15 protein-coding genes are annotated in these 18101 nt (G+C 68.3%); 6 read left to right on the forward strand and 9 right to left on the reverse strand.

The window, feature by feature from the left end; all coding sequences use genetic code 11:
• Both G524_RS16615 and G524_RS0109970 read right to left on the reverse strand, forming a co-directional pair.
• The coding region (locus tag G524_RS16615) for an IS5 family transposase (RefSeq protein ID WP_156894066.1) at window positions 1-255 on the reverse strand (255 nt) is incomplete at its 3' end.
• 72 nt (window positions 256-327) lie between these two features.
• Complete coding sequence (locus G524_RS0109970) at window positions 328-1089, reverse strand: arylesterase (RefSeq protein ID WP_084625137.1); 762 nt, start codon at window positions 1087-1089, stop codon at window positions 328-330.
• Window positions 1090-1148: 59 nt separating this feature from the next.
• Between G524_RS0109970 and G524_RS0109975 the strand changes: the two genes are divergently transcribed.
• A complete protein-coding gene (locus G524_RS0109975) occupies window positions 1149-1862 on the forward strand; it encodes an ABC transporter ATP-binding protein (RefSeq protein ID WP_036857762.1) in 714 nt (237 codons plus the stop codon).
• Entirely contained in the window at window positions 1859-4384 is a 2526-nt protein-coding gene (locus tag G524_RS0109980) for an ABC transporter permease (protein WP_027443588.1), read from the forward strand. Before G524_RS0109975 ends, G524_RS0109980 begins: the two co-directional genes overlap by 4 nt.
• Window positions 4385-4423: 39 nt before the next feature.
• Here G524_RS0109980 and G524_RS0109985 read toward each other — a convergent pair whose 3' ends face one another.
• On the reverse strand, window positions 4424-4885 hold the full coding sequence (locus tag G524_RS0109985) for a DUF805 domain-containing protein (protein ID WP_027443589.1): 462 nt from the start codon (window positions 4883-4885) through the stop codon (window positions 4424-4426).
• Between the two features lie 140 nt (window positions 4886-5025).
• Window positions 5026-7647 carry a TonB-dependent receptor gene (locus tag G524_RS0109990; protein WP_027443590.1) on the reverse strand — a complete coding sequence of 874 codons (2622 nt, stop codon included), beginning with the start codon at window positions 7645-7647 and terminating at the stop codon, window positions 5026-5028.
• 433 nt (window positions 7648-8080) lie between these two features.
• Here G524_RS0109990 and typA point away from each other — a divergent pair, with 433 nt between their 5' ends.
• The 4 genes from typA (at window position 8081) to G524_RS0110010 (ending at window position 12778) form a co-directional block, all read left to right on the forward strand.
• Window positions 8081-9925 (forward strand): translational GTPase TypA, encoded by a 1845-nt coding sequence (typA, locus tag G524_RS0109995; RefSeq protein ID WP_027443591.1) that lies wholly within the window; start codon window positions 8081-8083, stop codon window positions 9923-9925.
• Between the two features lie 107 nt (window positions 9926-10032).
• Entirely contained in the window at window positions 10033-10407 is a 375-nt protein-coding gene (locus tag G524_RS0110000; RefSeq protein ID WP_027443592.1) for a hypothetical protein, read from the forward strand.
• 51 nt (window positions 10408-10458) lie between these two features.
• The gene (gene putP / locus G524_RS0110005; protein ID WP_027443593.1) at window positions 10459-11913 is read left to right on the forward strand and encodes a sodium/proline symporter PutP; all 1455 of its coding nucleotides are present in this window, start codon (window positions 10459-10461) and stop codon (window positions 11911-11913) included.
• Between the two features lie 133 nt (window positions 11914-12046).
• Complete coding sequence (locus G524_RS0110010; RefSeq protein ID WP_051221113.1) at window positions 12047-12778, forward strand: extensin-like domain-containing protein; 732 nt, start codon at window positions 12047-12049, stop codon at window positions 12776-12778.
• 435 nt (window positions 12779-13213) lie between these two features.
• Here the strand turns inward: G524_RS0110010 and G524_RS0110015 are convergent, their stop codons facing one another.
• From G524_RS0110015 to G524_RS0110035, 5 genes are all read right to left on the reverse strand, one after another.
• Window positions 13214-13834, reverse strand: coding sequence for a response regulator transcription factor (locus G524_RS0110015; protein WP_027443595.1), 621 nt, complete (start codon window positions 13832-13834; stop codon window positions 13214-13216).
• Between the two features lie 115 nt (window positions 13835-13949).
• Window positions 13950-14717 carry a proteasome-type protease gene (locus tag G524_RS0110020; RefSeq protein ID WP_027443596.1) on the reverse strand — a complete coding sequence of 256 codons (768 nt, stop codon included), beginning with the start codon at window positions 14715-14717 and terminating at the stop codon, window positions 13950-13952.
• Between the two features lie 116 nt (window positions 14718-14833).
• On the reverse strand, window positions 14834-15694 hold the full coding sequence (locus G524_RS0110025) for a transglutaminase family protein (protein WP_027443597.1): 861 nt from the start codon (window positions 15692-15694) through the stop codon (window positions 14834-14836).
• A complete protein-coding gene (locus G524_RS0110030; protein WP_027443598.1) occupies window positions 15691-16635 on the reverse strand; it encodes an alpha-E domain-containing protein in 945 nt (314 codons plus the stop codon). Before G524_RS0110030 ends, G524_RS0110025 begins: the two co-directional genes overlap by 4 nt.
• 7 nt (window positions 16636-16642) lie before the next feature.
• A complete protein-coding gene (locus G524_RS0110035) occupies window positions 16643-18073 on the reverse strand; it encodes a circularly permuted type 2 ATP-grasp protein (RefSeq protein WP_027443599.1) in 1431 nt (476 codons plus the stop codon).
• Window positions 18074-18101 lie beyond the last annotated feature (28 nt).

Here is an 18101-nt window from a genome sequence, read left to right on the forward strand (position 1 = left end):
GAAAGCCCGGGAAACCGCCGCCAGAAGCCGATCCCATACCCCCGCCTTGCGCCAGCGCACGAACCGGTTGTAACAGGTCGTGTAAGGCCCATAGCGTTCGGGAATGTCCGCCCAGGGGCTGCCGGTGCGAAACCGCCACAATATCCCGTTGATCACCCGGCGATCATCCACCCGAGGCACGCCACGGCTCTTGTTCGGCAGCAACGGCTCAATCACCGACCACTCGAAATCTGTCAGGTCAAAACGACGGCGCATATCCAAGGCTCCTTTCCCGAACCTTGAATCAATCACTTGCCGTCCACGCAAGCCAGTTTATGAGTTTACGGCCTAGCCCTCCTTGCCCGGCGGGGGCAGCGCCGCGCTGACCGGCGCCATCGTGGCGGCGACCAGCTTCTCGATCCCCTCGGCCGTGGGGTGGATGCGATCGGCCTGGAACAGTTCCGGCTCGCGGTAGATCGCCTCGAGCCAGAAGGGGATCAGCGCCGCGCCATATTCGCGCGCGAGATCGCGGTAGATGGCATCGAAGCGCGCCTGATATTCCGGGCCATAGTTGGGCGGCGCACGCATACCCATCAGCAGCACCGGAATGCCGCGCTCTTCCAGGATGCCAAGCATCTTGGCCAGATTGGCGCGGGTTTCCTCGGGCGAAAGGCCCCGCAGCAGATCATTGCCGCCCAACTCGAGGATGAACAGATCGGGCCTCGCGCCCTCAGCATCGAGGGTGAAGGCAAGCCGCTGCAACCCGGCCGCGGTGGTATCGCCCGAAACCCCGGCATTGGTGATGCGGGCATTGATGCCCTTGGCCCTCAGCGCCGCCTCGAGCCGCGCGGGATAGCTCTGCGAGGGATCGAGCCCATAGCCGGCAAACAGGCTGTCGCCAAAGGCGATGATGCGCCGCTCCGGCCCCATCACCGGGATTGGCGCGGGTTCCGCCCCATCGGCCCTGGCTGCAGGCGCGCCCGGTGTGCCGCGCTCGGCCCCGCCCGCGCCCCCGCTCTCGCCCCCGCCCGCCCCCGAACAGGCCGCAAGCACCAGCGCCAGCGCCAGCGCCGCGGCCGGGCCTTTATTCGACCAAGAGCGCTTGTGCATCCGCGAGCCATCCCCAGCTGTAGCTTGTTCTGCCCCCTCACCTATGCCATCCCGCCCCCGTGACAAGCCCCCCTCTTGCCATTTCGGCCCGCAACCTCACCCTCACCCTTGGCACCCCGGCAGCCCCGGTGCCGATCTTGCGCGGGATTGATCTTGATATTGCCGCGAGCGAGGTCGTCGCCCTGCTCGGCCCCTCAGGCTCGGGCAAGAGCTCGCTGATGGCGGTGCTTTCGGGGCTTGAACGCGCCAGCGGCGGCAGCCTGATGGTGGCGGGGGCCGATTTTGCCAGCCTCGATGAGGACGGGCTTGCCGCTGCGCGCCGCGGGCGGATCGGCATCGTGCTCCAGGCCTTCCACCTCCTGCCCACCATGACCGCGGCGGAAAATGTCGCCACCCCGATGGAACTTGCCGGCATGCCCGATGCCGTGGCGCGGGCGCTGGCCGAGCTTGAGGCGGTGGGCCTTGGGCACCGCACCGGCCACTATCCGGCCCAGCTTTCAGGGGGGGAGCAGCAGCGCGTGGCGATCGCCCGGGCCACCGCGCCGCGCCCCAGCCTGATCTTCGCCGACGAGCCGACCGGCAATCTCGATGCCGCCACCGGGCGCGAGATCATCGATCTGCTGCTCGCGCGCCGGGCCGAGACCGGGGCCACGCTGCTCATCATCACCCACGATCCCAGCCTTGCCGCGGCCTGCGAGCGGGTGCTGACCATGGCCGATGGGCACATCGTCTCCGACAGCGCGGCGCGCGCCGCGGCGGCCTCGGCGGCATGAGCCTTGGCCTTGCCACGGCCTGGCGGATCGCCCGGCGCGATCTCAATCCGCGCTTTCGCGGCCTGAGGCTGCTGCTCGTCTGCCTGTTCCTCGGCACTGCCGCACTCGCCGCGATCGGCTCGCTCACCACCGCGATCGAGCGCGAGCTTGCCCGTTCGGGCCGCGAATTGCTCGGCGGCGATCTCGAGGTCGAGTTGTGGCAGCGCGATCTTGCCCCGCCAGAGCGCGCCGCGCTCGCGCGCCTCGGCACGATCTCGAGCGGCTATCGCCTCCAGGCGATGGCGAGCACGCCCACGGCCGCCGCCCCGATCGAACTCAAAGCCGTGGACGCAAACTGGCCGCTGTTCGGACATCTGGTGCTGGCCGATGGCCGCCGGGTCGGCGCGCCGCGGGGCCGCGATGCCTGGCTGGCGCCGGGCGCGATCGAACGGCTCGGCATTAGCCCCGGGGCGAGCTTCACGCTGGGCACCCTGCGCCTGCGCGCCGCCGGGGTGATCCGGGACGAGCCCGATCGCCTTTCCGAAGGCTTCCAGCTTGGCCCCACGGTGATCGTCGCTGCCGATATTCCCGCCGCCGCCGGGCTGCTGGCGCCGGGCGCGCTCTACCAGTCCAAGCACCGCATCGCCTTTGCCGATTCCGCCCGCGCGCCCGATGCTGCGGCAGAGGCGCTCAAGCGCCAGTTTCCCACTGCCGGGTTCGATTTTCGCACCCGTGAGCGCGCCTCGCCCGGGGCGGCGCGCTTCGTTGCGCAGATGAGCGATTTCCTGACGCTCGTGGGCCTGGCCGCGCTGGTGATCGCCGGGATCGGGATCGCCGGGGGCGTCTCCTCCTATCTCGATCAGCGCCGCGCCAGCATCGCCACCTTGAAGGTGCTCGGCGCCACCTCGGGCGATATTTTGCGCATCTATGCGCTCGAGATCGCCGTGGCGGCGCTGGCGGGCACGCTCGCCGGCCTCGCCGCCGGGGTGGCGGTGACCCCGCTCCTCGCCCGCGCGCTCGATGGCCTGCTCCCGGTGGCGCAAGGGGTGATCCTTGCCCCCGGCGCGCTGGCGCTGGCGGCGGGCTATGGCCTCTTGGTGGCCTTTGCCTTTGCCGCTGCGCCCCTGCTGCGCGCGCGCACCTTTCCGGCAATGGCGCTGATGCGCGCGGGCGTGGTGCCGCTGGCGCGCGACGCGCGCGCGCTCGGCGCCACCGCGCTTGGCCTGGCCGCGATCGGCGCGCTGGCGCTTGCCACCACCGCGCAGCCACGCCTTGCCGGGGGGTTCCTCGCCGGCGCCGGGGCGGCGCTGGCGCTGCTCGCTGCGATTGGCTGGGCCATCGCCGCGCTCGCCCGGCGCCTGCCACGCCCGGCCAACCCGCTGCTGCGCAGCGCCATCGCCAATCTCCACCGCCCCGGCGCGCCCACGGCAGCGCTCGTCACCGCACTCGGCTTTGGCCTTGCCGCCTTCGTGCTCCTTGCCGCGGTGCAAAGCGCGATCGAGGGCAATATCGCCCGCCGCGTGCCGCGCGAAGCGCCCGAATATTTCGTGCTCGACGTGCCGCAGAAGGACGAACCGCGCTTCTTTGCGCTGGTCGAGCGGGAGTTTCCCAAGGCCGCGATCCGCACCGTGCCGACGCTGCGCGGCGCGGTGCTCGCCTATGGCCCGAGGGACCGGATGACCCGCGTGGCCGATCTTGCGGAGATCCCCGAGGGCGCCTGGGCGCTGCGCGGCGAGCGGGCGCTCACCTATGCCGACACCATCCCGCCCGGCAACCGCCTGGTTGCCGGCCAGTGGTGGAGCCCCTTCCACGCGGGCGAGCCGCTGGTTTCGGTCGATGCCGAATTTGCCAAGGCGGTGGGGCTCAAGGTCGGCGATTATCTGACGGTCGGCATCCTCGGGGTCGAGCGGCGCGCCCGGGTGGCCTCGCTGCGCGAGATCGACTGGGAGAGCATGGGCTTCAATTTCGTGCTGGTGTTCAGCCGCAATGCGATTGCCGATGCGCCGCACAATCTGGTCGCCAGCATCGATCTGCCCGCCGATGCCGATGCGGCCGCGCGCGGGCGGCTGCTGAGGGGGCTGGTGCGCGCCTTTCCCTCAAGCTCGGTGATCGAGGTCGGCGGGCTGCTGACCGAAGCGCGCCGGCTGCTCGAACAGGTGAGCCTTGCCACGCTTGCTGCGGCCGGGGTGACGGTGCTGGCAGGGCTTGCCGTGCTGATGGGCGCGATCGCCGCGGCGCGCGCGGCGCGCACCTATGACACGGTGATGCTGCGGGTGCTCGGCGCAAGCCGGCGGCAGATCCTGCTGATGCAACTTGCCGAGTTCGGCCTCCTCGCCGCGCTGCTCGGCCTCGTCGCGCTGGGGCTGGGGAGCCTGCTTGCCTGGGTGGTGATCACCCGGGTGTTCAGCTTCGACTGGCTGCCCGATTGGGGCATGGTCGTGAGCGTGCTCGGCGCCGGGGTGGCGCTGGTGCTGGCCTTTGCCCTTGCCGGATCGCTGCCGCTGCTGCGGGTGAGGCCTGCGCGCGCGCTCCGGGAGCTTTAGGCGCCCCGGGGCGCGGCGCGGCCCACCCTTCGCCGCGGCTCAGGCGAAGACTTCGCTCTCGAAGGGATCCTTGGGATCGGGGCCAAAGCGGTTCGGCCCCCTGGTGCCCGGCAGCAGCAGCACCACGAACAGCGCCACGCTGGCGAGCAAGCCGACAATGGGGATAAGCCCCGCGACAATCGCGCCCAGATACCACCAGCCCGAAAGATCGCGGTCATGCAGCCGACGCACCGTCACCGCGATGCTGGGGATGAAGGCCGCCAGCGCATAGAGCGCATAAAGCCCGATACCGAACATGCCGAATGTGCCGATCCCCGACAGGGGCGCGCTTTCTATCATGCTCGGATCAGTCAGCCCGGCGGACACTAGTGAAAATGCCACCGGCCCGGCCAGCACAAGGCCGACGATGAGGTTCAACAGCTGGAACATCCAGAATTCCATCCGCCGCGAACGGCCCTGAAAATCGGCATAGCGCCGGAACGGCATGATCATCCACTGCATCGCCACCCCCCTTGGCAAAGGATCCCGAAAACGCAGCAGACCACATCTGCGCCTGCGCCTCAACAAAAAAGAGGCCCCGCGCAAGGCTTTGCGCGAGGCCCCTTGGATCGTTGCGCGCGCAGCAGCCGCGCGCGGCTTTTTCAGAAGCGGTAACGCACCACCCCGCCCCAGGTGCGCGGCTGGCTGGGATAGCCCGACACCGTGCCCGCCTGCGCCACGCCGTCGAACACGGTGAGCACATAGCGATCATCGAGCAGGTTGCGCGCGAAGGCCCCGATCTCCAGCCCGTTGCTGAGCGCCAGGGTCATCGAGGCGTTGACGAGGTTGACCTCGCGGGTGAAGATCCGGGTGTTGCCCAGCTGCCGGTTGAAGGTCGGCAGGCCGTTGTTGATCGGCGTGCTGCTCTCGTGGTTATAATCCACCCGGGTGATGAGGCGATTGCCGCTCGAGCCGAACTCGTGGGTGTAGGTCGCCGAGGTGGCGATGCTCCATTCGGGGATGCCGCCGACCTTCTGGCCCGATAGGTCGCCGAGCACGCTGCCCGGGAAGCTGTCGAACACCGCATCGAGATAGGTGGTGGCAAAGGTGAACACCAGCTGGTCGATCGGCTGGATCGTGGCATCGAACTCGAAGCCCTTGACCGACTGCTGCCCGGCGTTCTCCAGGGCAAAGCCAAGGCCGGTGAAGGCAAAGCTCTGGAAGCCCTTGATCGACTGGTCGAACAGCGCGAGGTTGAAGCCGAAGCCCGGCCACTGCGCCTTCATGCCGATTTCATAGACCTCCGCCTCTTCCGGCCCGGCAAAGCGGGTGCCGGTGGAAAGGTTGGGCGTGGCCAGCCCGGCGTTGAGGATCGGCGAGGCCGGCGCGGCGAAGGTCGAACGCCCGGGGCCGGGGATGTAGTCGCCAAACAGCGGGCGGCTGTCGCGCGAGAGGTTGATCGAGCTGGCCTTGAAGCCGGTGGCATAGCTTGCATAGATGTTGACCTCGGGCGAGATCTCATAGGCCACCCGCAGCAGGTAGGTGAACTCGTCATCGCGGGTGCGGCCCGGCTCCACCGCATTGGGCACCGCCGGGAACGGGGTCTGGAACTGCAGCGCCGAGAGGCCCAAAAGCTGGTTGACCGCCGGGTTGGTGGCCGCGGCAAGCAGCGCCTGCTGGTTGGCCGCGGGCAGCGCCTGGAAGGCCGCCCGGCTGTTCACCGCCCCGCCGGTGGCAAGGGTGATGAAGGCATCGACGAGGTTGATATTGGCCAGCGGATCGAGCGCGGCAAAATCGATCGCGAAGTCCTTCTTGTCGTCGGTGTAGTTGAACCCGGCGGTAAAGACGAGGCCATCGATCGGCTCGAAATCAACCGTGCCGAAGACAGACCACGACTGGTTGTCGACGGCAAAGCGCTCGCGCGTGAGGAAGTCGCCGCCGAAGATGCTGCCGATCGGCAGGCCGAGCGTGGCCTCGGCATTGGCGAGCACCGCGTTGCCCACCGCGATCCGCTGGGCCGGGGTGGGGTTGGGCGGCAGCAGCGCCGCGGGCGCGGCCTGGATCGCAGCGAAATTGCGGAAATCCTCGCCGACGGTGAGGAAGCTGTCCTGCCCGATCTGCTCGTCGAAATAGTAAGCGCCGAGCAGGAAATTGATCGGCCCGTCGAAATCCGAGGTCAGCCGCAGCTCCTGGGTGAAGGTGTTGACGCTCTGGTCGCGTCCTTCGGCGATGATGTCGGCGCTGGTGAAGTCAACGTCCTGGATGAAGGAGTTGCGCAGCTCGCGATAGGCGGTGATCGAGGTCAGCTTGAGATTGCCGAAGGACCAGTCAACCTGCCCGGAAATGCCGTAGTTTTCGTTCTTGTTGACCGGCACGACATTGAGGAAATTGTCGTCGCTGAAAAAGTCGGTCGGGAACTGGCCGCCCACCCCGCCGATGGCCAGCTGGGTCAGCGGGCCGACCACGAGGTTGCTGGTCTGGCAGCAGATCTCGTCGATCTTGTTGTAATCGGCGATGATGCGGATCTTGACGTCGGCCGTCGGCTCGATCAGCAGCTGGCCGCGCGCCGACCAGCGGTTGCGATCGTTGATTTCCTCGTCGAGGTTGACGATCCGGCCGATCCCGTCGCGGCGCTGATAGGTGCCGTCGAGCGAGAAGGCGACATTCTCGGCCAGCGGCCCGGTGATCTCGCCGCGCAGGAAGAACTGGTTGAAATTGCCATAGACCGCCTCGACCATGCCGCCCCAGTTGTATTGCGGCTCCTTGGTAACGACCGAGATCACCCCGGCGCTGGCGTTCTTGCCGAACAGCGTCGATTGCGGGCCGTTGAGCACCTCGACGCGCTGGACCATGTTGAGGTCGGACAGGGCCGAGGCCGAGCGCGAGCGGAACACGCCGTCGATGAACACGCCGACCGAAGGCTCGATGCCGAAATTGTTGTCGCCATTGCCGAAGCCGCGGATGATGAAGGTGGTGGCCGAGGAGGTCTGCAGCTGGCTCACCCGCAGCGAGGGCACCACGGTCTGAAGATCGAGCACGTCGCGGATCTGCGCCTGTTCGAGCACCTCGCCGCTGGTGACCGACACCGCGATCGGGGTCTCCTGCAGGGTCTGTTCGCGCTTCGAGGCGGTGACGATGATGACATTGTCAGGCTCGGGCGCCTCGACCGCGTCGGCCTGGTCCTGCGCCAGCGCCACGCCCGGGGCGGCGAGCGCCAGCCCGGCCGCACCGGCCAGCAGGGTGAATCGGAACGCGCCGGCAGCGCCGGTGATGGTCGATTTCATTGAAACTCCTCTCTTTTCATCCCGTGACCCCGGCGCCTGGCTGCGCGATCGCGCGGCCTTGAACGTCCCATCCGGCTCTCTCCGGGGTCTCTGCGCCGAGGTGATAGGCCAGTGTCGGCGCCCCCACAAGCCGCGAGCCCACGTTTTTGCTGGGGCTTTCCAAGCACTGTTGCGCCAATGTTACAGTGTCGCATCCGCGTCACGCGCGGGCCTGCAGGCGGGCGCTTGCCCTGCGCCCCGGCCCCTGCTAGGCGCCGCGCCCATGGTGCAGCGCAGCACGCCTGCTGGGCTGTCCGCGGTGCCGTAGCGTCACGGCGCCCGTGCCATGCCCGAACCTGCCCCGCCGCCCCGGGCGCCCGCCGCGGCGCCGCCAACCACAAGCCTGCTTGTCGCCCTCACCCCGCCTGCGTCCCTTTACCGGAACCCTTCCCCCATGCCTGCCGCCACGCTCGCTGCCCTGCGCAATATCGCCATCATCGCCCATGTTGACCACGGCAAGACCACGCTGGTCGATCAGCTGTTCCGCCAATCGGGCACCTTCCGCGACAACCAGCGGGTCGAGGAGCGGGCGATGGATTCGGGCGATCTCGAAAAGGAGCGCGGCATCACCATCCTTGCCAAGTGCACCAGCGTGGAGTGGGAGGAGGCTGGCACCACCACCCGCATCAACATCGTCGATACCCCCGGCCATGCCGATTTCGGCGCCGAGGTTGAGCGCATCCTCACCATGGTCGATGGGGTGATCCTGCTGGTCGACAGCGCCGAAGGCCCGATGCCGCAGACCAAGTTCGTCACCGGCAAGGCGCTGGCGCTGGGCCTCAAGCCCATCGTGGTGGTCAACAAGATCGACCGGCCCGATGCCCGCCCGCAGGAGGTGCTCGACGAGGTGTTCGACCTCTTCGTCGCCCTCGATGCCAATGACGAACAGCTCGATTTTCCCGTGCTCTATGCGAGCGGGCGCGAGGGCTATGCGAGCGAGGATCCCGCGGCGCGCAGCGGCACGCTCGCCCCGCTGTTTTCCCGGATCATCGCCCATGTGCCGCCCCCGGGGCTCGATCCCGAGGCGCGCTTTGCCTTCCTTGCCACGCTGCTCGATCGTGACAACTTCATGGGCCGGGTGCTCACCGGGCGGGTGCAGGCCGGCACCATCCGCGTCAACGATCCGATCCACGCGCTCGATGGCGAAGGCCGGGTGATCGAAACGGGCCGTGCAACCAAGCTGTTGAGCTTCCGCGGGCTTGAACGCGTGCCGGTCGAAAGCGCCCGGGCCGGCGACATCATCGCCATCGCCGGGCTGGAGAAGGCGACCGTCGCCCACACCATCTGCGACCCGGCGGTCACCACCCCGATCGCCGCCCAGCCGATCGACCCGCCGACGCTGGCGATGCGCTTTTCGGTGAACGATTCCCCCCTCGCCGGGCGCGAGGGCAGCAAGGTGACCAGCCGCATGATCCGCGACCGCCTGCTGCGCGAGGCCGAGGCCAATGTCGCCATCCGCGTCACCGAAAGCGCCGACAAGGACAGTTTCGAGGTGGCCGGGCGGGGCGAATTGCAACTGGGCGTGCTGATCGAGACGATGCGGCGCGAGGGCTTTGAACTGGGCATCAGCCGCCCGCGGGTGCTGCTGCGCGAGGAAGGCGGGCAGCGGCTCGAGCCCTATGAGACCGTGGTGATCGACGTTGACGATGAATACGCCGGCACGGTGGTGGACAAGATGCAGCGGCGCAAGGCCGATCTCATCGAGATGCGCCCCTCGGGCCAGGGCAAGACCCGCATCACCTTTTCCGCCCCCAGCCGCGGGCTGATCGGCTATCACGGCGAGTTCCTCTCCGACACCCGCGGCACCGGGATCATGAACCGGCTGTTCGAGAAATATGGCCCCTACAAGGGCCCGATCGAGGGGCGGATCAATGGCGTCCTGATCTCCAACGGCGATGGCGAGGCGGTGGCCTATGCGCTGGGCGCGCTGGAGGAGCGCGGCACGCTGTTCATCGCGCCGCAGACCAAGGTTTACCAGGGCATGATCATCGGCGAGAACGCCAAGCCCGAGGACCTCGAAGTCAATCCGCTGAAGGCCAAGCAGCTCACCAACATCCGCTCGGCAGGCAAGGATGATGCGATCCGCCTCACCCCGCCGCGGCGGATGAGCCTCGAGCAGGCGATCGCCTATATCGCCGATGACGAGATGGTCGAGGTCACCCCGCTCTCGATCCGGTTGAGGAAGGCGATCCTCGACCCGCACGAGCGCAAGAAGGCGCGGCGCAAGCGCGAGGAATGAGGGGGGCCCTTCCCGCTTGCATGTAAGGCCGCAGTCGTGCCTGCGCAGCGCGGCTTGTATGCGTGATCTTGCCGGTTAATCATGCTCCCCGGAGGGGGGCGGGTAACATGATTCTCGGCGGCAAATCATGGCCTGGCTGGATCGCTCGCACTGCAGGCGCGACGGCAGTGTGGCTCGGTGGCGGGCTGGTAGCCGTGCGCGAACGCTTCGCCGCCGGCCTCGCCATCCGCGAAGCCCTTGCCGAGCGCGAACCCGGCAATGCCGGCTGGCAGCGCGATCTCTATGTGTCGCACGGCAAGCTGGGCGGACTGGCCTTGGCCGAAGGGGATCGGGCGCGCGCGCTTGTCTCTCTGCATGAGGCCGAGCGCGTCATGGCGGCGCTCTGCGCACGCTGGCCCGATCATCCGGGCTTCGCGCGCGATCTGGCGGCGGTGCGCCAAATCATCGCGGGAAGCCAAGATAAGGGCAGCGATGCGGGATAATCGCGCTGGCGCGATGGCCAAGCGCCTTGCCGCTTGATACCCCTCGCGCACATGAGCCCTTATACCCTCATCACCCTCGCGCTCTACTTCGCCCTCATGCTCGCCATCGGGCTTTATGCCTGGCGCCGATCGAGCGGCGACAGCGCGGGATATCTCCTTGCCGGGCGGCGGCTGCCGCCGGCGGTGGCGGCGCTTTCTGCCGGGGCGTCCGACATGTCGGGTTGGCTGCTGCTGGGGCTGCCCGGCGCGCTGTTTGTGAGCGGGCTGGTCGAGGCCTGGATCGCCATCGGCCTTGCCATCGGCGCCGCGGCCAACTGGATCATCGTCGCCCCGCGGCTGCGCGAGGCGAGCGAGCGGCTCGGCAATGCGCTCACCATCCCGCAGTTTCTCGCCAACCGCTTCCCCGAACAGGGCACGCTGCTGAGGCTCGTGGCCGCAGTGATCATCGTGGCCTTCTTCACCGTCTATACCGCCGCCGGGCTGGTGGGCGGGGGCAAGCTGTTCGCCACCGCCTTTGCCGGGGCGCTGCCGGGGCTGGGCTTGTCCGATTACATGCTGGGCGTGGTCCTCACCGCGGGGATCGTGCTTGCCTATACCATGGTGGGCGGGTTCCTGGCGGTGAGCCTCACCGATTTCGTCCAGGGGCTGATCATGATGGCGGCGCTGGTGGTGATGCCGCTCACCGTGCTGATGGCTCCTGGCACCGGAGCAAGCCTTGGCGCGGTGCCGCAGGAGGGATTTCTCAGCCTCACCCATGGCCTTACCACCTTGGGGCTCATCAGCGCGGTGACCTGGGGCCTCGGCTATTTCGGCCAGCCGCATATCATCGTGCGCTTCATGGCGATCGACCGGGTGGCGCATGTGCCGCGCGCCGGGTGGATCGCGATGGGCTGGATGGTGGTCTCGCTTGCCGGAGCGATCGGGGTGGGCCTGGCCGGGCGCGCCTATGCCGAGGCGCGCGGCCTCGCCGTGCCTGATCCGGAGACGATCTTCATCCTGCTCGCCGAGGCGCTGTTCCACCCGGCGGTGACCGGCTTTCTCTATGCCGCGCTGCTGGCGGCGATCATGAGCACGATCTCCTCGCAGCTGCTGGTCTCCTCCTCCTCGCTCACCGAGGATTTCTACCGCCTGTTCCTGCGCCGCGGGGCGAGCGAGGCCGAGGCGGTGCAAATCGGGCGGCTGTGCGTGGCGCTGGTGGCGGCGGCAGCGGTGGCAATCGCCGCCGATCCGGCGAGCGAGGTGCTGGGCCTTGTTGCCAATGCCTGGGCCGGGTTCGGCGCTGCCTTCGGCCCGCTGATCGTGCTCAGCCTTACCTGGCCGCGCATGACCGGGGCGGGCGCGCTCGCCGGGCTGGTGAGCGGGGCGGGCGTGGTGGCGGGCTGGATCGCGCTCGGCTGGAACCGCAGCCTTGCGGGCGGCCCCGGGCTTTACGAAATCGTGCCCGGCTTTGCCGCTGCGCTGCTGGCGATCGTGATCGTCAGCCGCCTCACCGCGCGCCGGGCCTGAAGCGGCCGGGCGCCAGCGCCAAGGCCAGCACGCCAGCGCCAGCCCCGCTAACCATCCGCGGTAACCGTGCAGGGTTTTGTTAACCCAAACTTTTGCCGCGAGGTTAACCAAGCCTCAGGCATTGTCCCGAGGTATGGACACACGCCTTCTCATGCGCGCAGGGCTGCTCTTTGCCGCCGGGCTCGGCCTTGCCGGCTGCGGCTCGCTGATCCCGCAGGCGGGCAGCGGCGCTGCCCCCGGCACGCCGAGCCAGGCCGCCCGCGCCCCGGCCCGCCCGGCCACCCCGATCGCCTCGGCCCCGCAGAGCTATGCCCCGCGCGCCGAGGATGTCCGCTGCCTTGCCGATCTCGGCGCCAGCGGCGCGCGCTTTGATCCCTTGCCCGACACCTATGCCGCGCCGGGCTGCAACAAGCTCGGCACGGTGCAACTGATGGCGCTTGCGGGCGACCGCGCGCCGCTCAGCGTCAGCAATCTCGGCCCGGTGCGCTGCGCCACCGCCAAGGCCTTTGGCGATTGGGCGCGCTTCGGGGTTGATCGCGCCGCGCGCCAGCTGCTCGGCAGCCCGGTTGCGCGGATCGAGACCATGGGCTCCTATGCCTGCCGCAACGTCGCCGGCACCGAGCGGCGCTCGGCCCATGCCCGGGCCGAGGCGATCGACGTTTCGGGCTTCGTGCTCGCCGATGGCCGGCGGATCGTGCTCAAGCGCGACTGGCACGGCGGCGATGCGGCCACGCGCGAGTTCCTGCGGGTGGTGCACAAGAGCGCGTGCAAGCGCTTCGGCACCGTGCTCGGCCCCGAATACAACGCCGCCCATGCCGATCACTTCCATCTCGAAGGCAGCGGCGGGGCGACCTTCTGCCGCTGAGCGCACAAGGCCGCCACGCGAGCAGGCACAGCCCCATCGGGCAAGACCGCCAGCGCCTGCGCACCAATCAGGCACCAATGCGCCAGCACAGAGGCACCAGCAAGAGCCCGCCGCGCGCTACCGAGGCCGTGGGATGCCCTTGCCTGACCCTGCGAATTGCCGCCCCTGACCGGCGCACGCCTGAATGGCAGCCCCTGAGAGGCGCACCCCTGGCCGGCTGGCCGGCGCCCGGCGATGCCGACCAACAACCACAAGGCGCTGCACAAGCGCGGCCTCGCCGTGCCCCAGGATGGGCAGTGGCTCCGGCGCCAAGGGGGAAACGCACCGGAGCCGCCCCAGGAGGATCAAGCCTGTGTCATCCACCGCATCGCGCAAGGCCCGGCACTCCCGCGCGGGCGCCGCGCTGGCGATCTCGGGACGCAGCGCTGGCGCTGCTCAGCCGCGGCTGCGCGGTTCGAGCCGGGCCTCGAGCCGCAGCCGCACCGCCTCGGCCGCGTGGCGCGCGCCCAGCTTGTTCATCATGTTGGCGCGGTGGATCTCGACCGTGCGCGGGCTGATCTCCATCTCGCGCGCGATCGCCTTGTTGCTGCTGCCCTCGGCCAGCCAGTCGAGCACCTCGCGCTCACGCGCCGAGAGGGTGGAGATGCGATCACGCGCCTCGATCATCCGGCGGCGCGCGGCGCTCACCTGCTCGGCCTCCTTCTCGATCCGCGCAAGGCAGCGGGTGAGGCGCTCCGGATCGAGCGGCAGGGCAAGGTAATCGAGCGCCCCGGCCTTGATCGCCGCGACGATGCGGGCCGGGCGCGGCTGGACATCGACCGCGATCACCGGCAGCCAGATGCCGAGGCGGCTGAGCCTTTCGAGGATCATGTCCACCCCGCCTTCCTCCGCGGTGTCACGGGCGATGATGATCCCTTCGCGCGGCGGATGCACCGCCAGCTCGGAAAGATCGCCATAGACCTCGCAATGGTGGCCGAGGGAAAAGCCGATCCGGGCCAGTTCCGCCCGCTGCCGGCTGCACGAGTCGATGAATTGGAGAGCGACTTTGCGTGACATGCCGCAAGAGTGCGCCAAGCGCCTGCGGGTTTCACGCAAGAGCGCTGCCAGAGTGGAGGATTTACCATCACCAGCAGCAGACAAGTATATGATATTACGCGCTAAAATTGCTCCATTACGGAGCTTGATCCCCGCTGCCGCCCTTGGTCTCGAAGCTGTAGCCGGGCAGTGAGTGGAAGGCGGCGCGCAGCGCATCGCCCCAGCGCGAGGAAATCTGGTCGAAATAGGGGTCTTCGGCGGTCACCCGATGTTCGTGCGTGGCGACAAAGGCATCCTTTTCGATCACCAGGAGATCGAGCGGCAGGCCGACCGAGAGATTGGCCTTGAGGGTCGAATCGAAGCTCACCATCAAGAGCTTGACCGCATCCTCGAAGCTCATCGCCCGATCATAGCCGCGGATCAGGATCGGGCGGCCATATTTGGTCTCGCCGATCTGGAAGAAAGGCGTGTCCCAGCTCGCCTCGATGAAATTGCCTTCGGGATAGATCAGGAACAGCCGCGGCTGCATCCCCCTGATCTGCCCGGCAAGGATCAAGGTGGCGCTGAAACGGCCCTTGCCCGCCTCGCCATTGGCGGTCTGCACCTCGTCGATCGTGCCGCGCAGCAGGCGGCCGATCGCGGTCGCCACCTGGAACATGGTCGCGCCCTTCAAGAGGCAGTTTTCGCGCTCGGACGGGGCCTTGGTGCGCTCCTCGAGCTGGCTCACCACCGCCTGGGTGGTGGCAAGGTTGCCCGCGGTCATCACCGCGATGATGCGCTCGCCCGGCACGGTCCAGTGGAACAGCTTGCGGAAGGTGGAGATGTTGTCGACCCCCGAATTGGTGCGGGTGTCGCTCATCAGCACCAGGCCCTTGTCGAGCACCATGCCCACGCAATAGGTCATCGCCTGTTCTCCCCCCTTGCTTCTGCCGTGCCCTGGGCCGCCCCCTTCCCTAGCCGCAAGCCCGCGCGGGCGCAAAGTCCGCGGGTTTGCGGGGCGCTGGAGGTGCCCACAAATGTCTATTGGTTGGCCTGTTCCTGCTGCTGTGTGGCCGCGCCCGGCGCGCGCGCCTCCACCGCCACCGCCACGCGCAGCGTCTCGTCGGTCGCAGCGCCAAGGCGGATGCCGGTGACCGGCGCCGCCTCGCGATAGTCGCTCCCCGTCGCCACCCGCACATAGCGCGGATCGGGGCAGATGCCGTTGGAAACGTCAAAGCCTACCCATCCCAGCCCTTCGACATGGGCCTCGGCCCAGGCGTGGGTGGCTTCCTGATCGGTGCGATCATCCATCAGCAGATAGCCGCTGACATAGCGCGCCGGGATGCCGCTCGCCCGCGCCGCACCGATGAAGATATGGGCATGGTCCTGGCACACCCCGGCGCCGTGCGCCACGGCTTCCTCGGCGGTGGTGGCGGCATGGGTGCGCCCGGTTTCATAGGCGATGCGCGCGCGCACCAGCGCGGCCAAGCGATGGAGGAAATCGAGCGGTTCGCGCGCCTCACCTGCGGGCAGTTCGCGCAGCAGCGCGCGCAGCCGCGGCCCCGGGCGGGTGAGCGGGGTCTGGCGCAGGAAGCTCCACAGCGGCAGGTGGCCCGAATGGCGCCCGATCACCCCGGCATTGTCCTCGGTCTCGACCGTGCCCTCGCACCTCACCCTGACCTCGCGCGCGCCCGGCGTGATCCCGATCAGGGTCACGTGGTTGAAGTGCTGTTCATCATATTGGCATTCGACATGGGCATTCTCGAGCTCGATCGACCAGGCGATGATGCGCTGGCCCTGGGTTTCCTTGGGGGTGAGGCGCAGGCGCTGGAGCGCATGCACCACCGGCTCGGCAAAGGCATAGTGGGTGGTGTGCCGGACGGTGAGGGTGAGCTTGCTCATGCGTGGAACCGGTAGTCTTCGGCGATCGCATGGGCGATCGCGGCGTTGCGGGCGAGGAATTCGAGCAGGAACTCGTGCAGCCCGCCCTCGAAGATCTGATCGACGCTGAGCGCGCCGAAACGTTCATCGGCCGCGTGGATCAGCGCGGTGCTGCGCCCCTCGGCCCCGTGCATCCGCGCCAGCGCATCGAGCGTGGCGCGCAGCGCCTTGCGGCAGAAGGCGAGGCTGCGCGGGAAGCGCTCATCGAGCACCACGAATTCGACGATCCCGCGCGCCTCGATCTGCCCGGCGTTGAGCCAGGCATAGGCGCGCGCGCCCGCCACCGAGCGCAGCACCTGTTCCCACTGCCCGGTGTCAAGGCTCGAGCCGACATGGGCAAGCGAGGGCAGCAGCAGGAAATATTTCATGTCGAGGATGCGCGCGGTCGAATCCGCCCGCTCGATGAAGGTGCCGGCACGGGCGAAGTGAAAGCCCTCATCGCGCAGGATCGAGCCATCGAAGGCGCCGTGCACCTGGGTGCAGGCCTCGCGGATCGCGGCGAGCAGGGCGCCCACCGCCCCCTGCCCCACCGGGCGGGCGAGCAGCGGATCGAGCCTGATCCAGCTGGCATTGACCGCCTCCCACACGTCGGAGGAAATGTTGATCCGCGCCGCCCGGGCATTGGCGCGCGCCGCGGCGAGCATCATGCGCACATTGCCGGGGTTGGAGGCGCCGCGCAGCACGAAGTTCCACACCGACAGGCCATCATAGCCCTCATGCGCCGCCTCGTAGGGCTCCTGCAGCCCGAGCGTGGCGATCACCGAGCGCCATTCGGCCTCGGCGCTGACGACATCGCGGGTCAGCGCCATGCGCAGCGCCGCCTCGAGCAGGCGCGCGGTGTTCTCGGCCCGCTCGAGATAGCGGAACATCCAGAACAGGCTGTTGGCGGTGCGGCCCAGCATCGGCGGCTCAGTCCTTGAGCACCCAGGTGTCCTTGGTGCCGCCGCCCTGGCTCGAATTGACCACCAGCGATCCTTTCTTGAGCGCCACCCGGGTCAGCCCGCCGGGGGTGATGTCGATGCCTTCGGGGCTGACGAGCACGAAGGGGCGCAAGTCCACATGCCGCGGGCTCAGCCCCTTGGCGGTGTAGATCGGGCAGGTGGACAGGGCCAGCGTGGGCTGGGCGATGTAGTTTTCGGGCCGGGCCTCGAGCTTCTGGCGGAAGGCGGCGATCTCGCGCTTCGAAGCGGTCGGCCCGATCAGCATCCCGTAGCCGCCCGAGCCGTGGACTTCCTTGACCACCAGCTCGGGCAAATGATCGAGCACGTACTTAAGGCTCTCCCGGTCGGCGCAGCGCCAGGTCTGGACATTGGGCAGGAGCGGCCGCTCGCCGGTGTAGAACTCGACGATCTCGGGCATGAAGGAATAGATCGCCTTGTCATCAGCCACCCCGGTGCCGGGGGCATTGGCGATGGTGATGCCGCCGGCGCGATAGACATCCATGATCCCCGGCACGCCCAGAAGCGATTCCGGGTTGAAGGTGAGCGGATCGAGGAACTCGTCATCGACCCGGCGATAAAGCACGTCGATCGGCTGGTAGCCGCGGGTGGTGCGCATCTGCACCCGCCCATCGACGACGCGCAGATCGCTGCCCTCGACCAGTTCGGCCCCCATCTGGTCGGCAAGGAAGGCGTGTTCGAAATAGGCCGAATTGTAGATGCCGGGGGTGAGCACGGCGACGGTGGGCTTGGTGCCGGAAAAGGCCGGCGGGGCGCAGGCGGCGAGGCTGCGGGCGAGCCGGCGCGGATAGTTGGAGACGCTTTCCACTGCGATGCGGCTGAACAGATCGGGGAACATCCCCATCATCGTCTCGCGGTTTTCGAGCATGTAGGACACGCCCGATGGGGTGCGGGCATTGTCCTCGAGCACGTAGAACTCATCCGGCCCGGTGCGCACCAGATCGATGCCGACGATATGGGTGTAGATCCCTCCCGGCGGGGTGAAACCCACCATATTGCCCAGCCAGGCATCATTGTTGCGCAAGAGCCGCTCGGGCAGGCGCCCGGCGCGCACGATCTCCTGGCGATGGTAGAGATCATAAAGGAAGGAATTGAGCGCGCGCACCCGCTGCTCGATCCCGCGCGAGAGGCGGCGCCATTCGGCCGCGGTGATGATCCGCGGCACCATGTCGAAGGGGATGAGCCGCTCCTCGGCCTCGTTCTCGCCATAGACATTGAAGGTGATGCCGGTGCGGCGGAAGGTGTCATCGGCCTCGCGGTTCTTGCGCCGCATCAGCTCGGGCGGCTGTTCGTCATACCAGCGGCAATATTCGGCATAGGCGGGCCGGGTGTTGCCCTCGCCATCGAACATCTCGTCAAAAGTGCTGCCGCGCGCGTGCATTGCCCCCCGCTGGTCGCCTTAGGTGCAA

Source organism: Erythrobacter cryptus DSM 12079 (assembly GCF_000422985.1).
GTDB lineage: Bacteria > Pseudomonadota > Alphaproteobacteria > Sphingomonadales > Sphingomonadaceae > Erythrobacter > Erythrobacter cryptus.